The sequence below is a fragment of the Alteromonas sp. ABM1_013 genome, from assembly GCF_056160505.1.
Map to the genome: position 1 here is coordinate 150,003 of NZ_JBSWXH010000007.1, position 19,774 is coordinate 169,776.

General features: G+C 41.3%; 21 protein-coding genes and 2 pseudogenes. 11 read left to right on the forward strand and 12 right to left on the reverse strand.

The window, feature by feature from the left end; genetic code table 11:
- Positions 1-2 precede the first annotated feature (2 nt).
- Positions 3-896: an acyltransferase gene (locus ACXAGK_RS19265; RefSeq protein ID WP_179984595.1), complete on the reverse strand. Its 894-nt coding sequence runs from the start codon at positions 894-896 to the stop codon at positions 3-5.
- Positions 893-1,807, reverse strand: coding sequence for an acyltransferase (locus ACXAGK_RS19270; RefSeq protein WP_474804820.1), 915 nt, complete (start codon positions 1,805-1,807; stop codon positions 893-895). The genes ACXAGK_RS19265 and ACXAGK_RS19270 overlap by 4 nt, the downstream gene beginning before the upstream one ends.
- A 113-nt stretch (positions 1,808-1,920) precedes the next feature.
- Here ACXAGK_RS19270 and fghA point away from each other — a divergent pair, with 113 nt between their 5' ends.
- Entirely contained in the window at positions 1,921-2,763 is an 843-nt protein-coding gene (gene fghA, locus ACXAGK_RS19275) for an S-formylglutathione hydrolase (protein ID WP_474857463.1), read from the forward strand.
- A gap of 84 nt (positions 2,764-2,847) precedes the next feature.
- On the opposite strand, the gene ACXAGK_RS19280 is transcribed toward fghA, so the two are convergent.
- From ACXAGK_RS19280 to ACXAGK_RS19295, 4 genes are read right to left on the reverse strand one after another with little or no spacing between them, the layout of a single operon-like run.
- Positions 2,848-4,968, reverse strand: coding sequence for a putative bifunctional diguanylate cyclase/phosphodiesterase (locus tag ACXAGK_RS19280; protein ID WP_474857464.1), 2,121 nt, complete (start codon positions 4,966-4,968; stop codon positions 2,848-2,850).
- A 9-nt stretch (positions 4,969-4,977) separates the two neighbouring features.
- On the reverse strand, positions 4,978-5,463 hold the full coding sequence (locus tag ACXAGK_RS19285) for a Rab family GTPase (protein ID WP_474804829.1): 486 nt from the start codon (positions 5,461-5,463) through the stop codon (positions 4,978-4,980).
- Between the two features lie 18 nt (positions 5,464-5,481).
- Entirely contained in the window at positions 5,482-7,242 is a 1,761-nt protein-coding gene (locus tag ACXAGK_RS19290) for an OmpA family protein (RefSeq protein WP_474857465.1), read from the reverse strand.
- A 3-nt stretch (positions 7,243-7,245) separates the two neighbouring features.
- Positions 7,246-7,797: a hypothetical protein gene (locus ACXAGK_RS19295; RefSeq protein ID WP_474804833.1), complete on the reverse strand. Its 552-nt coding sequence runs from the start codon at positions 7,795-7,797 to the stop codon at positions 7,246-7,248.
- 1,286 nt (positions 7,798-9,083) lie between these two features.
- On the opposite strand from ACXAGK_RS19295, the pseudogene ACXAGK_RS19300 reads away from it, so the two are divergent.
- From ACXAGK_RS19300 to ACXAGK_RS19310, 3 genes and pseudogenes are all read left to right on the forward strand, one after another.
- Positions 9,084-10,039, forward strand: a pseudogene (locus ACXAGK_RS19300) (IS30 family transposase).
- 51 nt (positions 10,040-10,090) lie between these two features.
- Positions 10,091-10,387 (forward strand): hypothetical protein, encoded by a 297-nt coding sequence (locus ACXAGK_RS19305; protein WP_474857466.1) that lies wholly within the window; start codon positions 10,091-10,093, stop codon positions 10,385-10,387.
- A gap of 51 nt (positions 10,388-10,438) precedes the next feature.
- Positions 10,439-11,038 carry a hypothetical protein gene (locus tag ACXAGK_RS19310; protein WP_474857467.1) on the forward strand — a complete coding sequence of 200 codons (600 nt, stop codon included), beginning with the start codon at positions 10,439-10,441 and terminating at the stop codon, positions 11,036-11,038.
- Between the two features lie 108 nt (positions 11,039-11,146).
- On the opposite strand, the pseudogene ACXAGK_RS19315 reads toward ACXAGK_RS19310, so the two are convergent.
- The 6 genes and pseudogenes from ACXAGK_RS19315 to ACXAGK_RS19340 form a co-directional block, all read right to left on the reverse strand.
- A pseudogene (locus ACXAGK_RS19315) lies at positions 11,147-12,255 on the reverse strand (IS3 family transposase).
- A 37-nt stretch (positions 12,256-12,292) separates the two neighbouring features.
- Positions 12,293-13,006 carry a hypothetical protein gene (locus ACXAGK_RS19320; RefSeq protein WP_474857468.1) on the reverse strand — a complete coding sequence of 238 codons (714 nt, stop codon included), beginning with the start codon at positions 13,004-13,006 and terminating at the stop codon, positions 12,293-12,295.
- A 365-nt stretch (positions 13,007-13,371) separates the two neighbouring features.
- Complete coding sequence (locus tag ACXAGK_RS19325) at positions 13,372-13,710, reverse strand: tyrosine-type recombinase/integrase (protein ID WP_474857488.1); 339 nt, start codon at positions 13,708-13,710, stop codon at positions 13,372-13,374.
- Entirely contained in the window at positions 13,694-13,834 is a 141-nt protein-coding gene (locus tag ACXAGK_RS19330; protein WP_474857489.1) for a tyrosine-type recombinase/integrase, read from the reverse strand. Before ACXAGK_RS19330 ends, ACXAGK_RS19325 begins: the two co-directional genes overlap by 17 nt.
- Positions 13,774-13,992 carry a hypothetical protein gene (locus ACXAGK_RS19335; protein WP_474857469.1) on the reverse strand — a complete coding sequence of 73 codons (219 nt, stop codon included), beginning with the start codon at positions 13,990-13,992 and terminating at the stop codon, positions 13,774-13,776. The genes ACXAGK_RS19330 and ACXAGK_RS19335 overlap by 61 nt, the downstream gene beginning before the upstream one ends.
- Positions 13,980-14,318, reverse strand: a complete 339-nt coding sequence (locus ACXAGK_RS19340; protein ID WP_474857470.1) for a hypothetical protein — start codon at positions 14,316-14,318, stop codon at positions 13,980-13,982. The genes ACXAGK_RS19335 and ACXAGK_RS19340 overlap by 13 nt, the downstream gene beginning before the upstream one ends.
- A 274-nt stretch (positions 14,319-14,592) precedes the next feature.
- Here ACXAGK_RS19340 and dusA point away from each other — a divergent pair, with 274 nt between their 5' ends.
- The 7 genes from dusA to ACXAGK_RS19375 all read left to right on the forward strand — a co-directional run bounded on the left by dusA (position 14,593) and on the right by ACXAGK_RS19375 (position 19,638).
- Positions 14,593-15,615, forward strand: coding sequence for a tRNA dihydrouridine(20/20a) synthase DusA (dusA, locus tag ACXAGK_RS19345; RefSeq protein ID WP_474857471.1), 1,023 nt, complete (start codon positions 14,593-14,595; stop codon positions 15,613-15,615).
- Positions 15,616-15,807: 192 nt separating this feature from the next.
- Positions 15,808-16,092 carry a hypothetical protein gene (locus tag ACXAGK_RS19350; RefSeq protein WP_474829971.1) on the forward strand — a complete coding sequence of 95 codons (285 nt, stop codon included), beginning with the start codon at positions 15,808-15,810 and terminating at the stop codon, positions 16,090-16,092.
- 344 nt (positions 16,093-16,436) lie between these two features.
- Positions 16,437-17,105: a phage shock protein PspA gene (gene pspA / locus ACXAGK_RS19355; RefSeq protein WP_474829973.1), complete on the forward strand. Its 669-nt coding sequence runs from the start codon at positions 16,437-16,439 to the stop codon at positions 17,103-17,105.
- A gap of 62 nt (positions 17,106-17,167) precedes the next feature.
- On the forward strand, positions 17,168-17,368 hold the full coding sequence (locus tag ACXAGK_RS19360; protein WP_025254029.1) for a PspC domain-containing protein: 201 nt from the start codon (positions 17,168-17,170) through the stop codon (positions 17,366-17,368).
- Positions 17,368-17,730: a hypothetical protein gene (locus ACXAGK_RS19365; RefSeq protein ID WP_474857472.1), complete on the forward strand. Its 363-nt coding sequence runs from the start codon at positions 17,368-17,370 to the stop codon at positions 17,728-17,730. The genes ACXAGK_RS19360 and ACXAGK_RS19365 overlap by 1 nt, the downstream gene beginning before the upstream one ends.
- A gap of 156 nt (positions 17,731-17,886) precedes the next feature.
- Positions 17,887-18,879 carry a DUF2333 family protein gene (locus tag ACXAGK_RS19370; protein WP_269918385.1) on the forward strand — a complete coding sequence of 331 codons (993 nt, stop codon included), beginning with the start codon at positions 17,887-17,889 and terminating at the stop codon, positions 18,877-18,879.
- 3 nt (positions 18,880-18,882) lie between these two features.
- A complete protein-coding gene (locus tag ACXAGK_RS19375) occupies positions 18,883-19,638 on the forward strand; it encodes a TIGR04219 family outer membrane beta-barrel protein (RefSeq protein WP_474804847.1) in 756 nt (251 codons plus the stop codon).
- Positions 19,639-19,774 lie beyond the last annotated feature (136 nt).

Consider the following 19,774-nt stretch of genomic DNA (forward strand, 5'->3'; position numbering starts at 1 on the left):
ATTTACGACTCCAACAGTTTCTTTATACGGTTGTCTTTATTTTCCCACAGACCATTTAACCAGTTTTGGAAATAAAGACGAAACTCAGACTCAGTGCGTTCTGATTCTTGTTGTAGCTCTGGCACTGGGGTAACGTTTACGTCAATAACGATTTTTGTCATCTGACCGCTTAGCATTGCCATCATGGGATGACGTTTATTTTCTGGGTAAAGTAACGAGATATCTAGCACGTTAGTGAATAGCTCACCCATAGCTGAAAGCGTGAAAGAAACCCCGCCCGCTTTTGGTGGCAGTAGGTTTTCGTAAGGGCTTTGCTTAGACAAGTGCTTTTGGGTTGTAAAACGCGTTCCTTCCACAAAGTTGATGACGGTAGTAGGAACCGTTCTAAACTTTTCACAATACGCTTTAGTGGTTTCTAAGTCCTTGCCTTTCTTGTCCGGATTTTTTTCCAAATATGCGCGGGTGTATCTATGCATAAAGGGCATATCAAGCGCCCAAGCGCCTAATCCAACAAAGGGTAACCAGATGAGCTCTTTCTTAAGAAAGAACTTAGGCGCGGGAATGCGGTGTGTGGCAAATTCAATAAGCAGAATAATATCTAAATAACTCAGATGATTAGCGATAATTAGATACCAACTGTTTTTTGAAAGCTCACCATGAACCGAACACTCAATATCAACCTTATTAAATAGCCTGATTAACAGCACACTAATACGCCCAAAGCTAAACATTAGGGCATGCATAACCTTGTTCCAGGCAGTTCTAATTCTTCCATTTGGCAAAAGCAGCTTTACCAAGCCAAGTAGAATAATTAGTCCGCCCCATAGAGCGAGATTGAGAATTTGCAGCGTGGTGTGCAAAACAAAAATAAAAGGCGCGAGTACTACACGGATCATAATGGTTTCTGAGTTGCGTTAAGTGAATCTAAAAGCTGATCTTTGGCGTGCCATTGTTCATTCAGCCATGTTTGAAAACGGGCGCGAACTTGCGGATCATCAAAGTAACTATCGTTAAATACGCCATTTTCCATAATGTCTTTAATAGGCATAACCTTTATATTTACGCGGATGTCGCGCACTTTTCCACTCACGAAGTCCCAAAAAGAAGGAACACCGTTAGGGTAGTCTATTGTGACATCTATCAATTTATGTAGCTGGTCACCCATGGCCGATAATACAAAGGCAATTCCGCCTGCTTTGGGCTTAAGAAGGTGCTGAAAAGGCGAGTTCTGCCTATCGTGTTTTCCCTGCGTAAAGCGGGTGCCTTCTACAAAGTTCATAATACTAACGGGCTTGTTGCGAAACTTCTCGCACGCTTTACGTGTAGTTTCCATGTCCTTTCCCTTGAGATGCGGGTTTTTAGCCAAGAAAGACTTTGAATACCGCTGCATAAATGGGAAGTCGAGCGCCCACCATGCCAACCCAAGAATTGGCACATAAATTAGTTCTTTTTTAAGGAAAAACTTCAAAAAAGGGATTTTTCGGTTGAATACACGTTGAAGAACAAGGATATCGACCCAAGATTGATGGTTAGCAACGACGAGATACCAATCATCTCGGGTGAGTTTTTCTAGTCCGTTTACCTGCCATTTGGTTCGGCCGCTGATGCGCTGATTAAGGTTGTTTACACCAATCCATGCGGTAGCGCAGGCATCGAGCAAATAAGAGATGAAGCGTCGCCACGGGGCTATAGGAATTAACTTAAATATCGCTAAGATGAATATAGGCGTTGACCACAAAACTGTATTCAGGAAATAGCAGATAACCGAAATAGTGCCAACAATATGATGCAACAGGGCTTTTACCATTGTACTTACCTCAAAAATTAGGCGCTTAGTGTAAACGAACTTGATCTAAAATCCGATAGAGCCTTTACTGATTCCACAATAAAGGTGCAATTTTACGAATTTAAGGAGCTGAAATGGAGCTTATTGGCGAAAATAAAGCATTTGGGGGCCAGCATTTGCGCTACACCCACAAAGCTGAAACCACACAGTGCGATATGACTTTCGCAATTTTTTTACCCCCATTTGCCTCTAAAGAAAAGCCGGTGCCGGTATTATATTGGCTATCTGGATTAACCTGCACCGATCAAAACTTTATGCAAAAAGCGGGGGCAATGAAGCTTGCAGCAGAATTGGGTATGGCCATTGTTGCACCTGATACTTCGCCTCGTGGAGAAGGAGTGCCGGATGATGAAGAAGGGTCTTACGATTTCGGTTTAGGAGCGGGCTTCTATGTAGATGCAACGCAAGCTCCGTGGGACAAACACTACAACATGTATAGCTATATTGTTGATGAACTGCCAGCGCTTATCGAAAGCGAATTTCCTGTAACTAAAGAGCGGGCAATTAGCGGACATTCTATGGGCGGACACGGTGCGTTAGTCATCGGCATGCGTAACCCAAACAAATTCGTTTCGGTATCAGCGTTTAGTCCTATTTCGAATCCGTCAGATTGTCCATGGGGTGAAAAAGCACTAGGCGGATACCTAGGTGATGACAAGGCAGCGTGGAAGGACTACGATGCATCTTTGCTGTTAGCAAGCAAAACCCATAGTGTGCCTTTGTTGGTTGAGCAGGGTACAAAAGATGAGTTCTTGCACGAACAGCTAAAGCCTCAGTCTTTGGTTCATGCTGCACAACAATCCGATACGCAACTTACGCTTAATATGCACGAAGGTTACGATCACAGTTATTTCTTCATCGCATCGTTTATTGAAGAGCATTTAGAGTTCCATGCGGGACATATGGGCTTAATCTAAGCGTGCTCATTTAAACTCAAAAGTACATTAAAAAGCCGGAACATGTTCCGGCTTTCTGTATCATTATTGCCTAAAAGACTGTAATTACTTTAACTTTTGCGCAAGCGAGATGAATTCATCAATCGCAACGGGTCGTTGATATAAATACCCTTGACCGTAAGCGCATTGATGATTTTTTAGAAACAGCTGTTGCTGTGGCGTTTCAATGCCTTCTGCAATGATTTTGATATTCAGATTATTTGCAAGCCCAAGGATAGCCTGAACGATAGCTTGATCGTCGGTGTTTTTCTCTAGTTCACTCACAAAAGAACGGTCAATCTTAAGCTCATCAATGGGCAGTTTTTTCAGATATACGAGTGAGCTAAAACCCGTGCCGAAATCGTCAATCGATACAGTAATTCCCATAGCTCTAAGCTCATTAAGCAAAACAGATACTGTGTCTAGGCTATCAACGAATACGCTCTCAGTTAATTCGATAGACAAGTTCGAACCTTGTAGTTGGTGTTCTTCCAGTGCGCTTTTAATTTGATTTAGCAGAGTTAAATCTGATACTTGGCGACCTGATATATTAATTGCCAATCTAATGTTTAGATTAGCTGCCTGTAACGCTTCAATAGCATTACAGGCTTCATTAATTAGCCATTCGCCAAAGGGGAAAATGAGTTCACTTTTTTCTGCCAACGGAATAAATACTTCTGGCGAGATAAACTTACCTTCAGGCGTTATCCACCTAGCGAGCGCTTCACACTTTACGACTTTACCAGAAGAGAGAGCGACGATGGGCTGTAAGAAGAGTTTTAGCTCGCTATTTTTTATGGCACCGCGAAGCTTCGTTTCAAGCTCATTAATGGCACGATGCTGCTCGTGAAGTTCCTCGCTGTAAGCGAGGGCGATGTTCCTTCCCTGATATTTAGCGGCTTGAAGTGCAATATCTGAACATTGCAACAGCGTTTCTGATGAAAAGCTGTCCTGTGGAAAACTCGCCTCACCAATATTAACACCTAAGTTGGGCTCGTTGCCGTTAAGTACGGTGTAGGGCTGAGTTAGCTTAGTTACAAGCTGTCTAGCATACTCGGTAGTGCTTACATCTTTAAAAGTATCTATTCGTTTTACGAGGGCAAACTCGTTACTGCCGATTCTTGCAATGAATCCGCTGTTACCAACGAAGGTTTGTAGCCGTAAAGCAAATGACTTTAAAATCTCATCCCCAGATTGGTAGCTCAGCATCTCATTAATTTTTTTGAAACCGCAAATATCAATGATAAACAACTTAAAAGGGGTATCTTCCTGTATCAGCCGCCTTACCGTGCTGGTAAACGAATTGCGGTTGGCAACTTTCGTTAGTGAATCCATACCACTGGCGGTAAGCACACCTTCTTCTTTATTGTGTATATGCGTAATGTCAGTAAATAAGTAAACCCAGTGAGTAAGTTCATCTGCATGCATTACAGGATGGATAGTTACCTGAAGCCAAACTTTGTAATCGTCTATTGGCTGCCAGTATATTTCGCCTTGCCAGGGGGCTTTCCTCTGTACCAAAGTCGGTAAAAAAGTAGACGGCGCGTCAATGTCTTTAATCAACTCACCGATGCGAATAGAGCTTGGCGTTGTGCTATTGCAAAGTAAAAGCCTATGTGAAGCTTTGTTATCAAGTATCAAGGCACCTTCATTATCTAAAATAACTACGCCTGTTTCTAAATTATGAATAGCTTGTTGTATAGGCGGTACTAGCTTTTGAAGACGGGTGTTTTTGCGCAGTACATTATTTAATTTATGCCTAATGTATTCATGCTGCCCTACAATTTCATGGTGGCGTAACAGTAATTCACGAGCTGCTTGGAGCGTCTGCTGTTTTTCATCAAACTGCTCTTCAACGTTTTTAACCACTAGATAGCGGGAGCCGGCTCCGCCATTGATCGCCAAGGCTTCAAGACGCAAAAGCTGATTTTCGTTTTGTTCGGTCCAAAAACCGGAAGATAGGGTGAATGACGTTTCTCCTTTCCATACCTCATCGGCGTCGAAAAAGAAATCGTCTAAAAAAATAGATGAGATGTGTTTTTTTTGCAGTTTGTTGTTATCGTCAAGCGCAACAACATTATTTAACCATGGAAGTTCCGGTGTTAAACACGTGATATCGTTCTCAGAATTGCACTTAAACAGCGCGCAGTTAGTTATGCCTAGCGCATTTAATAAATGGATATCCATGGCAATCTCCTACCAAAACGCAATTGTACTGAATAAGTTTTCTACATTTTCACCGGTCTTCGCACTTGTTTTCGTAAGTGAAGAAAATCTTCGTGCGTAATTATTCAATTCTTCCTCACTCCAATGCCAGCTAGTTGGGAGGTCAGTTTTATTCACTACGAAAAATGCGGGAATGTCAGGGTAGTGCTCTTGGGCGAGCTCGAGAATTTCTATACCCTCAAGTAAAGACTGAGAGCGAGTTTGGTCAACCACGATAATATAAGCACTGGCGCCGCGAAGGTAGCGAGGATTAAAGCCACAGTATCTATCGATACCCTCTAAATCCCAGAGGAGAAGCTGGACACCGCGCCCTTCTTTATTGACTTGTTTTTTGTCTATTTTTACGCCAATAGTAGTCTTGTACTTTTCAGAAAAAATACCTTCGACAAACTGCTTTACTAGGCTTGTTTTACCAACACCAGTGGGCCCTAGAATACAAACTTTTTTCTGTATCACCGCAAAGCTTCCTTACTATTACTCACTGGATATTAAAACATTTAACATAACTGAACGCCCCATCGATGCTTTCTGCAATGGTAGCTCTCCTAAGCTTACGGGTATAAGAATATCACTTTCTACACCAAGTGAAATTAATGAATTCACAACATTCTCTGCTCGTTTTTGGCTTAAGGCGCGATTGCGTGCGCTTGAGCCCGAATTGTCACTGGCCCCCATCACAACGATACTCACAATAGTATTTGTTCTATCTGCGAGCATTAATAATTGTTTTATGTCATTTGCTAGGGCTTCTAATTTTGCTAACTGTACTTCAGAAAGCGCCTCTTGGTTAGTAGCAAAAAGTACACTTTGTGAAGAAACCTTATTAACGAGTCGGTTTAACGCCGCTTTTTGAAGCACAGCATCATTAACGTTATAAACCGGTTTTACGTTAAGGGCAGTGGTGTCTACAGAGACTCCCGATATACCTGGGATTGCACTTATTTGCTGAGTAAGGTCTATCGCAGTCGTATTAAACACGGCTCCCGATATCGCAAATTTGTGGTTTTCTTCTTTTTCTATGGTTATGTTTTCAAGCTCGTTCAGTGGATATTCGTTAACGAGCGTTTCAAGTTTTCGCTCTACCACGCTGGGCTTTAAAGAGACAAAGGGCTCTTCAATTACTGTGACCTTTTCTGCATCGATTCCATTGTCGCTGAACCATTGTTCAATGCTGGTGGAAACAGGGTCGCGCAGTACTTTTGTATGCACAATGCCATTCGATATATAGGTATCGGTGACAATGATACCAGGGGGAGGCGTAAGTTCGTGTAGCTCGCTTTTTAAAATACTTAGGGAAAGTCGCATAAAGGACAGTACCGCTAAAGCAGTGAAGACTAACAAGAGCACGGCTGCGCCTATCAAGCGTTTTGACTTTTTGCCCTCACCTTCTTTTCTTTCACTTACCAAGCAATCCGCAAGGATAGTTTCGCATCCGTCAAAAGGGGCATTGTCACCCTCATAATTGACTAAAGGTTGTTGGTAAAATTGATGAAAATCTTCCAAAGCCTGCTGAAGCTTACCGCGAACCTCAGGAGGTATACTTCCCGTTACCGCTGCGACAAGTAATGCTTGAGGGCCAATTTTAATCAGTAGCGTAAAATCTTCTGTTTTAATTTCGCCTAGTTCGTTTTCAGACTCGGTAGCGGTGACGCCAAACGCATCTGCAACAAAATCATTGATAGCGACAAGCATTGAGGAAATGAGATCCGCATCTTTTTCTTTATCCGGATCTGACGAGATACTGTGTAGTAATGTGCCGGTTTCACGGTGAATGACCAGCAGCTGTTGCACTTGATACTGATATATTTGCGACGCTACATATTCAGAGTACTTAACGCCAGACTGCCAGGCTTTAAAGCGCCACGAGATACTTTTGGGGCTAAAGCTATTTTCGATTAATGCATTGGTTCGCTCAACAAACTCTACAAGAAATGATGAAACGGCTTTTCTTACTAATGTACCTACTAATGGGTAAAGTGTGCCTACAATCTTTTCACTATTAGCTTCGATAGAGCGGTGCAGGGATTTTTCGACAAGGGGAACAAGAACTTTGTTAACCGAGCCATCTTTAGTCTCTCGTTCAAGTAACGCTTCAGAAACAACATTGCTCACAAAGCCCTTTGCGTCGCGATCAAGCTTCTGTTGAACGAACTTGTCATCTCGTCCAATAAGTAGCTCTCTGACTTTTTCAAGAGAGTTGTCCGGCAATTCAGACGGCGGCACTTTGTCACTCATTAATTAATGATCGGTAGCGAGGTTGGTAGCCATGGTTGAAAGTAAGTTTGCCAGTGTTTTTCTGTCTGTCTTACTCTCTGAAAGCTCGCTAGTAACTTGCTGAAGCTTTTCTAACAATTCTTGATGACGCTTGCTAAACAAGTTGTCCAGTGACTCCAATTCTTTCACTACATGAGCTTCTAAAGCGTCGTTGTCGTTCTTTGCTGATGTTTCAGCAATTTCCAGTTCACTTTGCAGCTTATCGGTAGTGTGCTGAAGCTGTTCTTGCACGTTACTGTTGTTGTCATTAGCGCTGGCTAGCTGATTAGAGAGTTCAGTGATCTGATTATCGATAAGTTTACGTATATCATTGAACTGGTTATCAAGGTGTGTGTTTAATTTAGCGAAGCTATCATTTACTCGCGACTCAAGGGCAGAGAGATCTGCACGGAAAGCACGATTTGTTTGACCAAATAATATTTCTCTAAGTTGAGCAAGTTCGTCAGCTGGTTGAGGAGCGTTTTGTGCTTCATTAACGCTTTGCGCTTGCTGATCCTTCGGCTTCTTGTCCGCCATAAAATGTCTCCGGAAGGTGCAGTACTTTTGCTTTTAATAGCGAGTATTCTGCGATCACATTTTTAATTGTGCTGATAATTACGGTTATTACCTTATACAATAGCCACTAATTGCTCATTTTGAAATACGCTAAAAGCATAATAGTGGTAAATATCTATCTAAAAAAAGCAAATTTTTCAGAGGGTTGTTAATAATTTAATAGTGCAAGGATACTAAAAGCACTATTCAGTGAGGCTGAGGCAGCGCTTCGAATCTAAGAAAAAGTTAAGGCGTTAACTAGTAGGATTTTGTAGACAGCGCTAACTCGATATCTAAGGGGTGCGGCAACCGCAAGACTGCAATATTCGTTCATTTTTTTATGTGTTCACTTTTTGTGAGCATCGGCTTTTAATGAACATGAAGGCAGCTTCAATGTAATTGAAAAAGTATTAACCCCCGACTCTTTGTTTCTAACCCTCGCACAGTAAACAGTTTGATTTTTCCTAACTCTCTTTGAAATGCTATAATGCGCCATCAAATTATTCCTTAATAAAAAAGCAGTTCCCCCGAAGAAGCTTTTCAGTTCCCCCGAAAGAGTGAAAATAAGGAATAAAAGGGATAAATACCGCAATTGCTAGTTTGCATCGGAGCATATTTCAATATCTTAGCAATGTTGGGGTAAAGATCTCTAGTCAGTTAATTGCGGAAGTTGATGTGTCACTACTCGAACAACTGCTTGGTGCGTATAGCTGCCCCAGGGCTTAAATAATTACTAAAGGCGGGAAATTATAAAAATGACCGTTCAGCATATTAAAAGCCCGAAGTTTTTTTGAATGATATGGTTCGTACCTTCGTCTTTACAATTTTTCGTCAAGCTCTAGGTCTCGACAGGCGTTACTCAAAGAAATCGAAATTTCCTATGGATTTTTCAAGTCATAGAAGTTTGAATAAATTGACGTTAAACACTGAATTTGCAAATTTTTATTTGTATTAAAAAAAGATAGCATAGTTCGCTCTCAAAAATAAAAAGGATTTATAAATGAGAAAGCTACTGAGTTTGTTATCACTTTTTTTGATGTTAAGCTGCCCGTCGCCAGCAAAAGCAGTCGAAGTCACAATAGCTGAGACACCGAAGGAAAAATACAATTTAACTAGTTTTCGTGTGCGTGGGTCTTGTAATATTGAATATATTTTAGAACAGCCCCCGAATTCAGATAATAAGTGCACCACTCTTGGTTAAATGGTGAGAAGAGATCAATTGCCTGTTGGTGGTACTCTGTAACCGCCAAAAAACAAGAGTAGTTTCCATGAGTTACAAGCAGTTGTTCGAGGGGCAAAAATACCAGATAGAAGCCTACTTACGCGAGGGGTTCAATTACCGAGAAATCGGAAATCGTTTGAAAGTGAGCCACAGCACGATAAGTCGAGAGGTTCGGCGTAAAAGAATTCGCGGTACGCATTACCTTCCTGAGGTTGCGCAATCAAAAACGGTAAAGCGACGACGAAGTGTAGCAAAATATCGTGTATCAGCACTCAATATTGTCTTTGTCGAGTTTGGGCTGAATGATAAGTGGAGTCCCGAGCAAATATCAGGTGTGGTTAAACTTATCGGTCGCCCAGTAAACCACGAGTGGATTTACGGCTATGTGCAACGCGATAAATTAGCGGGAGGTATGCTCTATAAACAGCTGCATCATGGCCGACGTAAGTACCGAAAAGGCAGTCGCGCGAAACGCGTGATTATCCTGAGCCTCATTGGTATTGAGCTTAGTCCTGCTATCGTTGATAAAAAGAAACGCTTTGGTGATTGGGAAGCGGACACCGTATTAGATTAGGCAAAAACGGTACAGGTGCGATTGTGAGTTTGGTCGAGCGGAAAAGTAAGTTCTACCTAATACGTAAGGTGCCTGCTAAGAGCGCAGAAGGCGTCAGTCGATCATTGGTTGGTATGTTATGGAGGTATCGCAGCCATGTGCACACGATTACCGCAGACAACGGCACAGAGTTTTGCGGGCACGTACTGGTTGCTGAAAAGCTGAAAACAGACGTCTACTTCGCCAATCCCTACTCGTCTTGGGAGCGAGGTTTAAATGAGAACTTTAACGTGTTACTGCGGCAGTACATCAGCAAAGGCACAGACCTGGGCACAATAACAGATGAGCAGATCGCGCAAGCGCAACGTGCGCTGAACTTAAGACCAAGGAAATGCCTTGGTTACAAACAGCCTGAAGTCGTCTTTAACGAATTACGTGGAGCGGCCTAATTTAGTGAGTGGCGCACTTCGGACTTGAATTCGCGGCTTTAAGGAATAAATATGAATCATATTGTAAAACCAAAGTTAAAGAATGATGGCCACCGTTTAGATAGCGCTTCTTTAGAAAAAAAAGTTGTATATGAAACAGATGAGGGTTTAGTTACGGAAAAGACCACTTTAAACTATAAAGATGATTCTAGTAACGTCATTGATAACGCTATAAATCAAGTTAGAAGTTCAGAGTATGTTAAAAAGGCAGGAAGCTCCGCCAAAAGTGTATTTTCTGCTCTAGTGAAGTTTGGAGTGATAGGTTTTATCCTATTGATTTTATTAGTAGCACTAGGAATAGTATCTTAATAAGTAGAGGAATAAATGAAAAAAATATTTTTATACACTACGTGCGTGCTCATGACATCTCATACAGCAATGGCAAACCAGATAGCAATCCCTCTTGAAAATAATACCTATCAAATGGAAAATATTTGTTTTAATGCAAAAATAGAAGGATCAGAGGCGTTTTACAGGTATTATAAATTTACATTTAACAGTAAATATAGTGCATTCGAAAACTATATTTTACTTAATCAGTATAATAATATGGTGAGTATAGAAACAGACCTACATACCATAGAACTTCACTCTCCAACAGAGCCTGACGATATATCTTACAGTCTAAATAGTTATTCCGGAAATATTGAAAATAGCCCTGAACTAATAGCAAATAAAAAAACTATTGAGATTCTTTTAAACGAAGAAGATATGAAAAAGCTATACGAATCCAATCATGCAAGAGTAGTTTTTAATGATGCATTGTTCTCGCCTGACTATACTAAAGCCGATTCATATTATGAAACGCGACTTATTCCGGCAATTCATATACCTTTAAACAAAAAAAACTTTAATTATGAATTAGTAAAATGTAACAAAAAATATAATAGATATATTAAAGAACATAAGAAATATCATAGCAATCCAATTAACAGGGTGAAATCTTTTTTTGGCCTTTAAATGTGGGTAATAACGCAGGGTGAGGTCGTGAACGTTTTTTGACCAGTTGAGAGAAAGCTAAACGCTCGGTTTGACGATCTAATTTAGTCGTGATTGTCCTTTTCCCCATTAATGAGACAGTCCTGAATTAGAGTATTCTAGTTTTTCTCGGTAAGCTGCCGGAGGCAGGTTACCCAGACTTTCATGTGTTCGTTCTTCGTTATAATCCAGTCGCCAGAACCAAGCCATTTCTCTTACCTGATTGAGATTTTCAAACAAGTAAGTATCAAGGAACTCTCTGCGGAATGAACCGTTAAAGCGCTCTACGAAGCCATTTTGCTGCGGTTTACCTGGCTGGATATATACCAGTTCAATATTATTGGTTTCACACCAATCAGTCAGGGTCGCCGAAATTAGCTCTGGACCATTATCCATACGCAGCTGAGTTGGCAATCCTGGCTCAGACTTAAGCTGTTCTAACACGCGTACGACATGCCCAGCGGGCAAGGAAGTATCGACTTCAATAGCGAGGCACTCTCGCGTCCCTTCATCCACTACGTTCAGTGTTCTGAACCGTTTACCGCAATATAACGTGTCATGCATAAAGTCCAACGCCCATTGATAGTTTGCCTGATCCAGCACTTCCAATGGCTGGGCTATTCGTTTGGGCAGTACCCGTTTAGTTCTGCGCCTCAGGTTCAATCCCATTTGGCAGTAAACGCGATACACGCGCTTGTGATTAAAGGGGAAGCCTTTGAATCGCATTCGGCCAAAACACTTCCAGAAGCCTGCTCGTGGCGACTTCTCTAAGACCGCATTAAAAGCATCAATGACAGCAGCATCTACCTTGCGCTAGTCTCTCTCTGGACGATAAAAGGTCGCACGGCCAATGCCAACAAACAGACAGGCCTTTACGATACTTAGTCCCGCATCAACTAGGATACTGACGCATTCTCGCTTCTCTGCTGTCACCAACCCTTTTTTGCGACAAGCTCCTTAATGGCATTATTTTCTAAGCTTACATCGGCAAACATCTTTTTGAGCTTGGCATTTTTTTCTTCAAGCTCTTTCAATCGTTTGACGTCAGACGCTTCCATGCCGCCGTATTTAGACTTCCAATTGTAGTAAGTTGCACTGCTGATACCATGTTGACGGCAGACCTCCTCAACCTTCATACCAGCATCAACTTCTTTTAACACCCCGATGATCTGAGATTCTGTGTAGCGTGATTTTTTCACAGTCGTCTCCTGTATTAATAATTACAGAAAACTCCAATTAAGTCTGTCTCAGTTTAGGGGAAGTGGACATTAGCGTATAATTTTGTCTTAGAGCTCTATTTTTTTTGGTTGCGTAAATTCCCTTAAGTAATAGCTTCCATTCACCATGCCTCAAGCGCCGCTCTTTTTCACCAGACCCTTTAATCTGCCCGCTTTTTCGGAGTAGTCGGCCAGCATTTATTAAAGCACTATTATCGAACGCGATATCTAGATGCGCATTAACATCATTAATGACGCGATTGATAGCAGACATGTCGACATTAAGCGTACTGGCACTAGGTTTGGTAAGTGCTTGAGCGCGTTGCGCCATATAACAAGATAGAGTTGTATAATCTAATTTGTTCACTGGAGTCCTAACGATATCGTACTTGAGCATATGTTTTAGACTCGCAATGGTACTTGCAGCTGGTTTGTCGGGTACATCGCGAATGGCGTCAAGCCAAAACATAATGTACGTCTTGAGCTGTGATGAAGTCGAAATTGCTTTCTCAGTTCGTTTTACAAGAGTGTTTTTTCCGGCAGGCCCTTTGTTCTTTATGGCACCGTATGTCTTTATCATCTCCGAGCGCCATGCGACTGCATCTTTTTCATTATCGAATTTTGCTTCTCTATCTATTTTATGTTCGTTGTTTCTATAACGACAAACATACCTGTTATTCTTAAATTGAATTACAGGTCGAATATTGTTTTTAACTAACTGTTCTAAAAGCATTGTTGGTATAACAGGGGGCTGCCGTTGTTTTTTAATTACACGATGTTCCTACTTTTATTTATTTGAATCAATAGGTTGGTTTTTTGTTGTGTCGTGAAACGCTGGTTGTATTCCACGGGAGCGATTGTAATTCATGCATTTTTCTGAGCTATTCCTGGCAGCGAAATTAAAAAACCGATGTTTTACATTATTTTATGAAGCGCCTAAAACAAAGCGTGATGGCAGTTATTGTTGCAATAACTGTCATTTTGCGTGCTAATGCGGCTATTTGCCGATGTAGAATTATTTTTTATTAGTAAATTTCTTTTAGTTATATGTTAGGGTTAAGAAAGCTACTTTTAATATTATTCAATTAGTTAGATTCCTTACATCATTTTACGCTCTAAAAAATGCTGAGGTCTGATATTTACATAAACTCGCCACAAAACATTCAAGTCGCGGTGCCCCGTCACTCGCGCTGTTTCTTCTACTGAGTAACCCATCTCAATCAGTCGACTAGCGCCTTCGCGTCGTAGATCGTGATAGCGAAGATCGGAAATATTTAGCTTACTTAGGGTTCGCCGAAAGCCCGCTGTAATCGAACGAGAATTAAATGGGAATATACGCTCGTCAGTCTGAGGCTGTCTGAAAATGATATCTAGCGCATCGCCTAAAAGTGGTAAAACGGCATGATTTCCAATACTTCCGTTAGGGTTTTTTTCTATCCCTTACAACAATCGTTTTTTGCTTTATATTTAAATCTTGCCATCTGAGTTTGCAGATTTCGCTTACTCGGCAACAAGTGAGTATCGATATGAGAATAGGTCGTAATATGGAATTAGGCAGCAGTGATGTTGCTGCTTTTCTTTTAACGCAGCTAATAGTATTTCAAACTCGTTTCCTTCTAATCTGCGCTCTCTTTCGTTACTACGTGAAATTAGCCTTAAGTCGTAGAGCGCAGGGTAAGCATCAACGATAGGGCGGTCGTCTACGTTTATACCAAACAACTTTTACCGACACGAAATACTTTTCTGATGCAGCTAACGTCAACAGAGAGTGTAGCAGGTGAAGAGAAAGAGTCAGACGTTTTGCGTTTAAGGCAATAGCTCACCACATCACTAGCGTTAATTTTATACACGAGCATTTTCGCAAAGTCGCTTTTAGCTATATTTTTCAGTGTATAAAGAGCAGTTCTGCCAATAGGTCTATTACTACTTTGCTTCGCATCAAGATACTTAGCTATTAACTCTGCTACGGTGCAATTAACTAGCTCCATGTCGACATCAACTAAGTGTCGTTCAATTTTGTGAACCATGCCCTTGGCCCACTTCACTGCGGCTGCCTTATTTTGGAATGTTTTCGATTTTGAAAAAGTAATACCCCCCGACTCTTTGTTTCTTACTCTCACGCGATAGACATTGATATTTTTTCTCGTCGTCTTAGTAATGCTATAATACGCCATCTTATTTTCCGCCTAAAAACTTGGGCCCCCAAAAGGCTCTTTTTGGACCCCGATGCAGTGAAAATAAGGAATTAAAGGAATAAATACCGCATTTGGCATTTACTCAAAAAAGTTAAATATTATCTATACAAAACATGGGCTTAAATTGAATACTACTGTTCAAACTCTTGACCGAAGATTCTCTGTCGCTCCAATGCTGGATTGGACAGACAGGCATTGTCGCTACTTTTTACGATTAATGTCTAAGCACACGCTGCTTTACACTGAAATGGTCACTACAGGCGCGATTATTTACGGTAAAGGCGATTACCTTGGCTACAACCAAGAAGAACATCCAATCGCTGTTCAGCTAGGTGGCAGCGATCCCGCTGACATGTCTAAGTGTGCTGAATTATCACAAGAGCGCGGCTACGATGAAGTCAACATAAACGTAGGCTGCCCAAGCGATAGAGTAAAAAACGGTAGCTTCGGTGCCTGTTTGATGGCGCAACCTGAAGTGGTAGCTAGCTGCGTTAAGGCTATGCAGGCTGCAGTAGATATTCCCGTAACTGTGAAATGCCGTATTGGTATTGACGACATGGACGAAGATGAAGACTTTGCTCGTTTTATCGATATAGTGGCAGACGCAGGCTGTGACACCTTTATTGTTCATGCAAGAAAAGCATGGCTACAAGGTTTAAGCCCAAAAGAAAATCGAGAAATTCCGCCTTTAAATTACCCTAGGGTTCACAGACTAAAACAGGCGCGCCCTGAATTATCAATTAGCATTAACGGTGGTATTAAAACACTCGCCGAAACCCAGCAACAGCTAGAGACCGTTGACGGTGTTATGGTTGGCCGCGAGGTTTACGCAAACCCCTATATCATGTCTACCGTTGATAAAGACATATTTGGTGACGCTAAAGCACAAAGTCTGTCACGTCGTGAAATAGTACTTCAAATGCAGGAGTACATTGAGCGCCAAGAGGATCCCTATTTTAAGCCATGGCATGCAGCTCGCCACATTCTGGGCCTTTATCAAGGGCAAGCGGGTGGACGAATTTGGCGAAGATACTTAAGCCAAAATGGTACAGGCAAAAATCCAGATCCCAATTTACTTCTAAATGCCTTAGATGCCGTAGAGAGCGCGCAAAAAGAAGTTGCTGAGTACAATAGTCAAAAAGGCTAACAACTTAGTATTTTTGACCAAAGTTTAATATTTGTTCAATTGTATCCGAAGCTCGCATTTTTGCGGGCTTTTCTTTAAGTTCATATAAATCAGCTGCTTAAGTTCTTTTTAAGGAGTTGGCACACCTCTCGCAATCCTCTAAGTATCGCGACGACAACGTGTTGTTGCACTGACTAAATTTAGAGGGATAACATGAAAACTTCACTAATCGCAGCAACTTTACTGACAGCAAGCATGGCAAGCGGTGTAGCAAATGCAGAAGAGTCAGTGCTTCAAACATTTTTGACGCATGTAGTTTCAAATGCAGTAACTACAACTACACAAGAAATAAAGTCTGATGTGTACCAAGCAGTGGCTAACGCTACCTATCATTTTGAGTTGAGCCCTCAAGAGGTACGTGGAAACGGGAAAGTAAGTGTTACCGACTTAGCTGTAACGGAAGCTGGTAACCAAGATACAGATAAAGACGCTGATTAACCGTCAATCAGCATCGATAAAAGCGCCTACGGGCGCTTTTTTTATGCATGTTTAGTAATGAAATAAGTTTATAAGGACACAGTGTAAATGCCGTCAAACCGGAAGTGGTCAATTTAACAATAGGGTTGGTTAAATACACTAATTTATCGTATCTAAACGTAAAGTTAAAAAGCAGTTTCAAGCTCAAAATTTAATAAAACACATGCATATCAATGAGTTAAATAAATGGCATAGTCATTGTAATACTAAAAGTGTTGAGGAGAACTCAGTCAGCGGCAACTAGCAGTGTGTACAAGAGAATAAATGCTGGAAGCCACAACACTACTTTTAACGGAGAAAGAATCATGGGTATGTTTTCACGCATTAACGATATTGTTCAAGCAAACATCAACGCGATGTTAGATAAAGCTGAAGATCCTGAAAAAATCATTCGTTTGATTATTCAAGAAATGGAAGAAACCCTGGTTGAAGTTCGCACCGATGCGGCGCGCTTTATTGCTCAGCAAAAAACGCTAGCGCGTCATATGGAAGCAGCGAACAGACAAGTTGATAGTTGGCAGCATAAAGCGCAGATCGCGATGAACAATGACAAAGAGTCTTTGGCAAAAGCGGCGCTTATAGAAAAGCAGAAGTATGTTTCGAAACTTGACTCTCTTAAAGAGCAAGAAGCGCAACTAGCAGAAAGCATCGAAAAGATTCAAGGCGATACTGCAAGACTGAACAGTAAATTGGCAGAAGCCAAAGCTAAGCAAAAAACCTTAATTCAACGCAAAAATTCAGCGCAAACACGCTTGAAGGTGAAGCAAGCTGACCACGAAGGAAAAATTGACGATGCTATGATGCGTTTTGAAAGCTACGAACAGCGCATTGACCATCTTGAAGCGCAAGTGGATGCATATGACTTAACGAAGTCGAGCGAAGCAACATCATTACAAGCTGAGTTCGATGCAATGGAAGCAGACGAAGCGATTGAAAAGGAGCTGGCAGAGCTTAAGAAGAAAAAGGTCGCCTAATCGACCTTAGGCGCCGCCAACTTATATTGTAGATATCGAAAGAAACATTTTTGGAGAAGATGATGAAAGTACCATCACAGAAGCGAATTTATAGAGACCTTGATTCTGGCATTATTTCAGGTGTGTGTGCAGGTGTTGCACGTTATTTTGATATCGATGCAGTATGGGTAAGAGCGGCGGCGGTAGCGGGTTTATTTATCGCAACCCCCATCACGCTAGTGGCTTACGTGGCTGCCGTTATCCTACTACCGAGATTAGTGTAATGAAAAACTTTTTAATTGCACTGGTTATTGCCATTGTACTGGTTAACTGTTTGGGTAGCCTTGTAGATAGCTGGCTAGGTATGCATCTTGTTATGTCTGACGAACTGCTTAACCCTTGGGAAAACGTGGCCGTGCTCTCGCTAATTGGGGTTGCCCTTGCTGTTGTTGGCTTTGTTGTCGCAATAAGTGTTGTTGGAACGATTCTGTTAGCGCTTGGCGCCGGCTTCCTAGCGCTACTTGTTATGGGCGTTAGCGCTTTCTGGCCAATTATTCTTATCGGTATTGCACTATATGCGCTGAAAAATCGCAACTCTGCTGCTTATAAGCAGCAAAATGATACAAACATGCATCATACTTTATAATTAGCATAAATAAATTTATATTGTGTTAACGTAGTAAAAGATGGTGTTATGTCGATAACCGTCATAAAGGTTTCGCATTTTTCACATAATATTAGTTGTTTCAAATAGCTGACCATCGTCGGCTATTTGTTATTTAAAAGGAAGGTTGGTGTTTATATGAGACAATCTATTAACTCAAAACGAATAGCGATTGTCGCTGTGGTGATTTTTTTACTTTTCTGGTTAATTGGTTGGTATTGGAGTTTATCTCCAGATACATTTGATGTCAGAAAGCGTTTGGAGCAGAACTCACCCGTTGAAAATCCCACAAATATAGCGGGTTACACACTAACTACCACCATGATTGATGTGTCGGAAACCTTGCTAGATAAGCCTGGTGGGTATCTTTCAAATGATGTCATTCCACCCGGTGTTTTTTTAGATAATATGCCGGCTTGGGAATTTGGAGCATTAGAAATGGTACGAGACCTCGCGCTATCAATGCGTAAGGATTTTAGCCGTTCTCAATCTCAATCAATTGAAAACCCATACCTGACAAAAGCTCACCCTAAATTCAATATGGACCATAAAAGCTGGGCATTACCTTCGTCTGAATCTAGCTATGCTGAGGGTATCGAACTTCTTAAAAAATACCGAGACGAGTTGGCAAACACACGTAATTCAGACAGTCAGTTCTATACCCGAGCAGATAACCTGCGAGAATGGTTGAAGCAGGTTGAAAAACGGTTGGGTAGCTATTCACAAAGATTAAGCGCCAGCGTAGGATCTGCTAGAGTTAATACAGATTTAGCTGGTGACGCTAACGCAAAGCAATCTACACCTAGCACCAGTCAACGCGTTGTACAGACAAGCTGGTGGAAGTTAGACGATAATTTTTATGAAGCGCGTGGCGCAACATGGGCTCTTCTACACTTTCTTAAAGCTGTAGAAATTGAGTTTAACGATGTGCTTGAAGATAAGAATGCATTAGTTAGTCTTCAGCAAATCATTCGCGAACTGGAAGCAACACAACAGTCTGTTTACAGTCCGATGATTTTAAATGGCAGTGGCTTTGGTATGTTAGCTAATCACTCTTTAGTTATGGCTAACTATATTTCTCGCGCAAACGCTGCTTTAATTGAAATATCAGAACTTCTTAATCAAGGATAATTAATGAAAAAAGGTCTTATAGCTGCCGCATTGGGATGCGCATTATTTTCAGTTTCATCTCAAGCAGACACTATCGCAGGCGTTTATGTTGGAGCTCAAGTTTGGCAAACCGACACGCAAGGCGGTTTTGCAGATAGCAACAACACTGCTGATTTCAACTTTGACGATGAAACCAATACGGCGTTATATATTGCCTTTGAACACCCAGTGCCTTTTTTACCGAATGTGAAGGTAAATCACACTACGCTAGATAATTCAGGCACTACTGCGCTTGATGCCAACTTTACTTTTGATGATCAGTTGTTTACAGAAAGTACTGTGGTCAATACTGATATCGAGCTTGATGCAACGGATTTCATCTTGTACTACGAGTTATTCGATAACGACTTGGTAAGCTTTGATCTTGGTGTAAATGCTAAGTACATCGATGGTGCATTGTTTGTTGTCGATACAGCAAGTGATACCAGTGGCTCGGCTGAATTTTCGGGCATAGTGCCTATGGCATATTCGAAAGTTCAGCTAGGGCTTCCGTTCACTGGGCTATCTGCATATTTTGAAGGTAGCTATTTGTCATTCGATGACCATGAGCTAAGTGATTATCAAGCGGCAGTTCAATATTCATTTATTGAAAGTTTAGCAGTCGATATGACGCTTCAAGTTGGTTACAGAAACGTAACAGTTGATATTGAAGACCTTGATGATGTTTACGCTGACATGGAATTTGACGGTGTATTCGCAGGCTTAGAACTTCATTTTTAAGCACTAACTATCTGTTTTTAAAGGCGTGCCTGCTTGTGCAGTTCACGCCTTTTTTATTTTTCGAGGATAACGTTTAGGGGCGTTATTACTTATTCACTTAGTCATTAGCACTTTCAGTAATAAAAAAGTTTCATTT

Excerpts from the sequence above, each read along its gene's own strand:
- ACXAGK_RS19320 (WP_474857468.1), bottom strand. The coding sequence starts at position 13,006 with ATGCTTTTAGAACAGTTAGTTAAAAACAATATTCGACCTGTAATTCAA.
- ACXAGK_RS19280 (WP_474857464.1), bottom strand. The coding sequence starts at position 4,968 with ATGGATATCCATTTATTAAATGCGCTAGGCATAACTAACTGCGCGCTG.
- ACXAGK_RS19310 (WP_474857467.1), top strand. The coding sequence starts at position 10,439 with ATGACATCTCATACAGCAATGGCAAACCAGATAGCAATCCCTCTTGAA.
- ACXAGK_RS19360 (WP_025254029.1), top strand. The coding sequence starts at position 17,168 with ATGAAAGTACCATCACAGAAGCGAATTTATAGAGACCTTGATTCTGGC.
- ACXAGK_RS19375 (WP_474804847.1), top strand. The coding sequence starts at position 18,883 with ATGAAAAAAGGTCTTATAGCTGCCGCATTGGGATGCGCATTATTTTCA.
- pspA (WP_474829973.1), top strand. The coding sequence starts at position 16,437 with ATGGGTATGTTTTCACGCATTAACGATATTGTTCAAGCAAACATCAAC.
- ACXAGK_RS19295 (WP_474804833.1), bottom strand. The coding sequence starts at position 7,797 with ATGGCGGACAAGAAGCCGAAGGATCAGCAAGCGCAAAGCGTTAATGAA.
- ACXAGK_RS19365 (WP_474857472.1), top strand. The coding sequence starts at position 17,368 with ATGAAAAACTTTTTAATTGCACTGGTTATTGCCATTGTACTGGTTAAC.
- ACXAGK_RS19370 (WP_269918385.1), top strand. The coding sequence starts at position 17,887 with ATGAGACAATCTATTAACTCAAAACGAATAGCGATTGTCGCTGTGGTG.
- fghA (WP_474857463.1), top strand. The coding sequence starts at position 1,921 with ATGGAGCTTATTGGCGAAAATAAAGCATTTGGGGGCCAGCATTTGCGC.
- ACXAGK_RS19290 (WP_474857465.1), bottom strand. The coding sequence starts at position 7,242 with ATGAGTGACAAAGTGCCGCCGTCTGAATTGCCGGACAACTCTCTTGAA.
- ACXAGK_RS19305 (WP_474857466.1), top strand. The coding sequence starts at position 10,091 with ATGAATCATATTGTAAAACCAAAGTTAAAGAATGATGGCCACCGTTTA.
- ACXAGK_RS19265 (WP_179984595.1), bottom strand. The coding sequence starts at position 896 with ATGATCCGTGTAGTACTCGCGCCTTTTATTTTTGTTTTGCACACCACG.
- ACXAGK_RS19350 (WP_474829971.1), top strand. The coding sequence starts at position 15,808 with ATGAAAACTTCACTAATCGCAGCAACTTTACTGACAGCAAGCATGGCA.
- ACXAGK_RS19270 (WP_474804820.1), bottom strand. The coding sequence starts at position 1,807 with ATGGTAAAAGCCCTGTTGCATCATATTGTTGGCACTATTTCGGTTATC.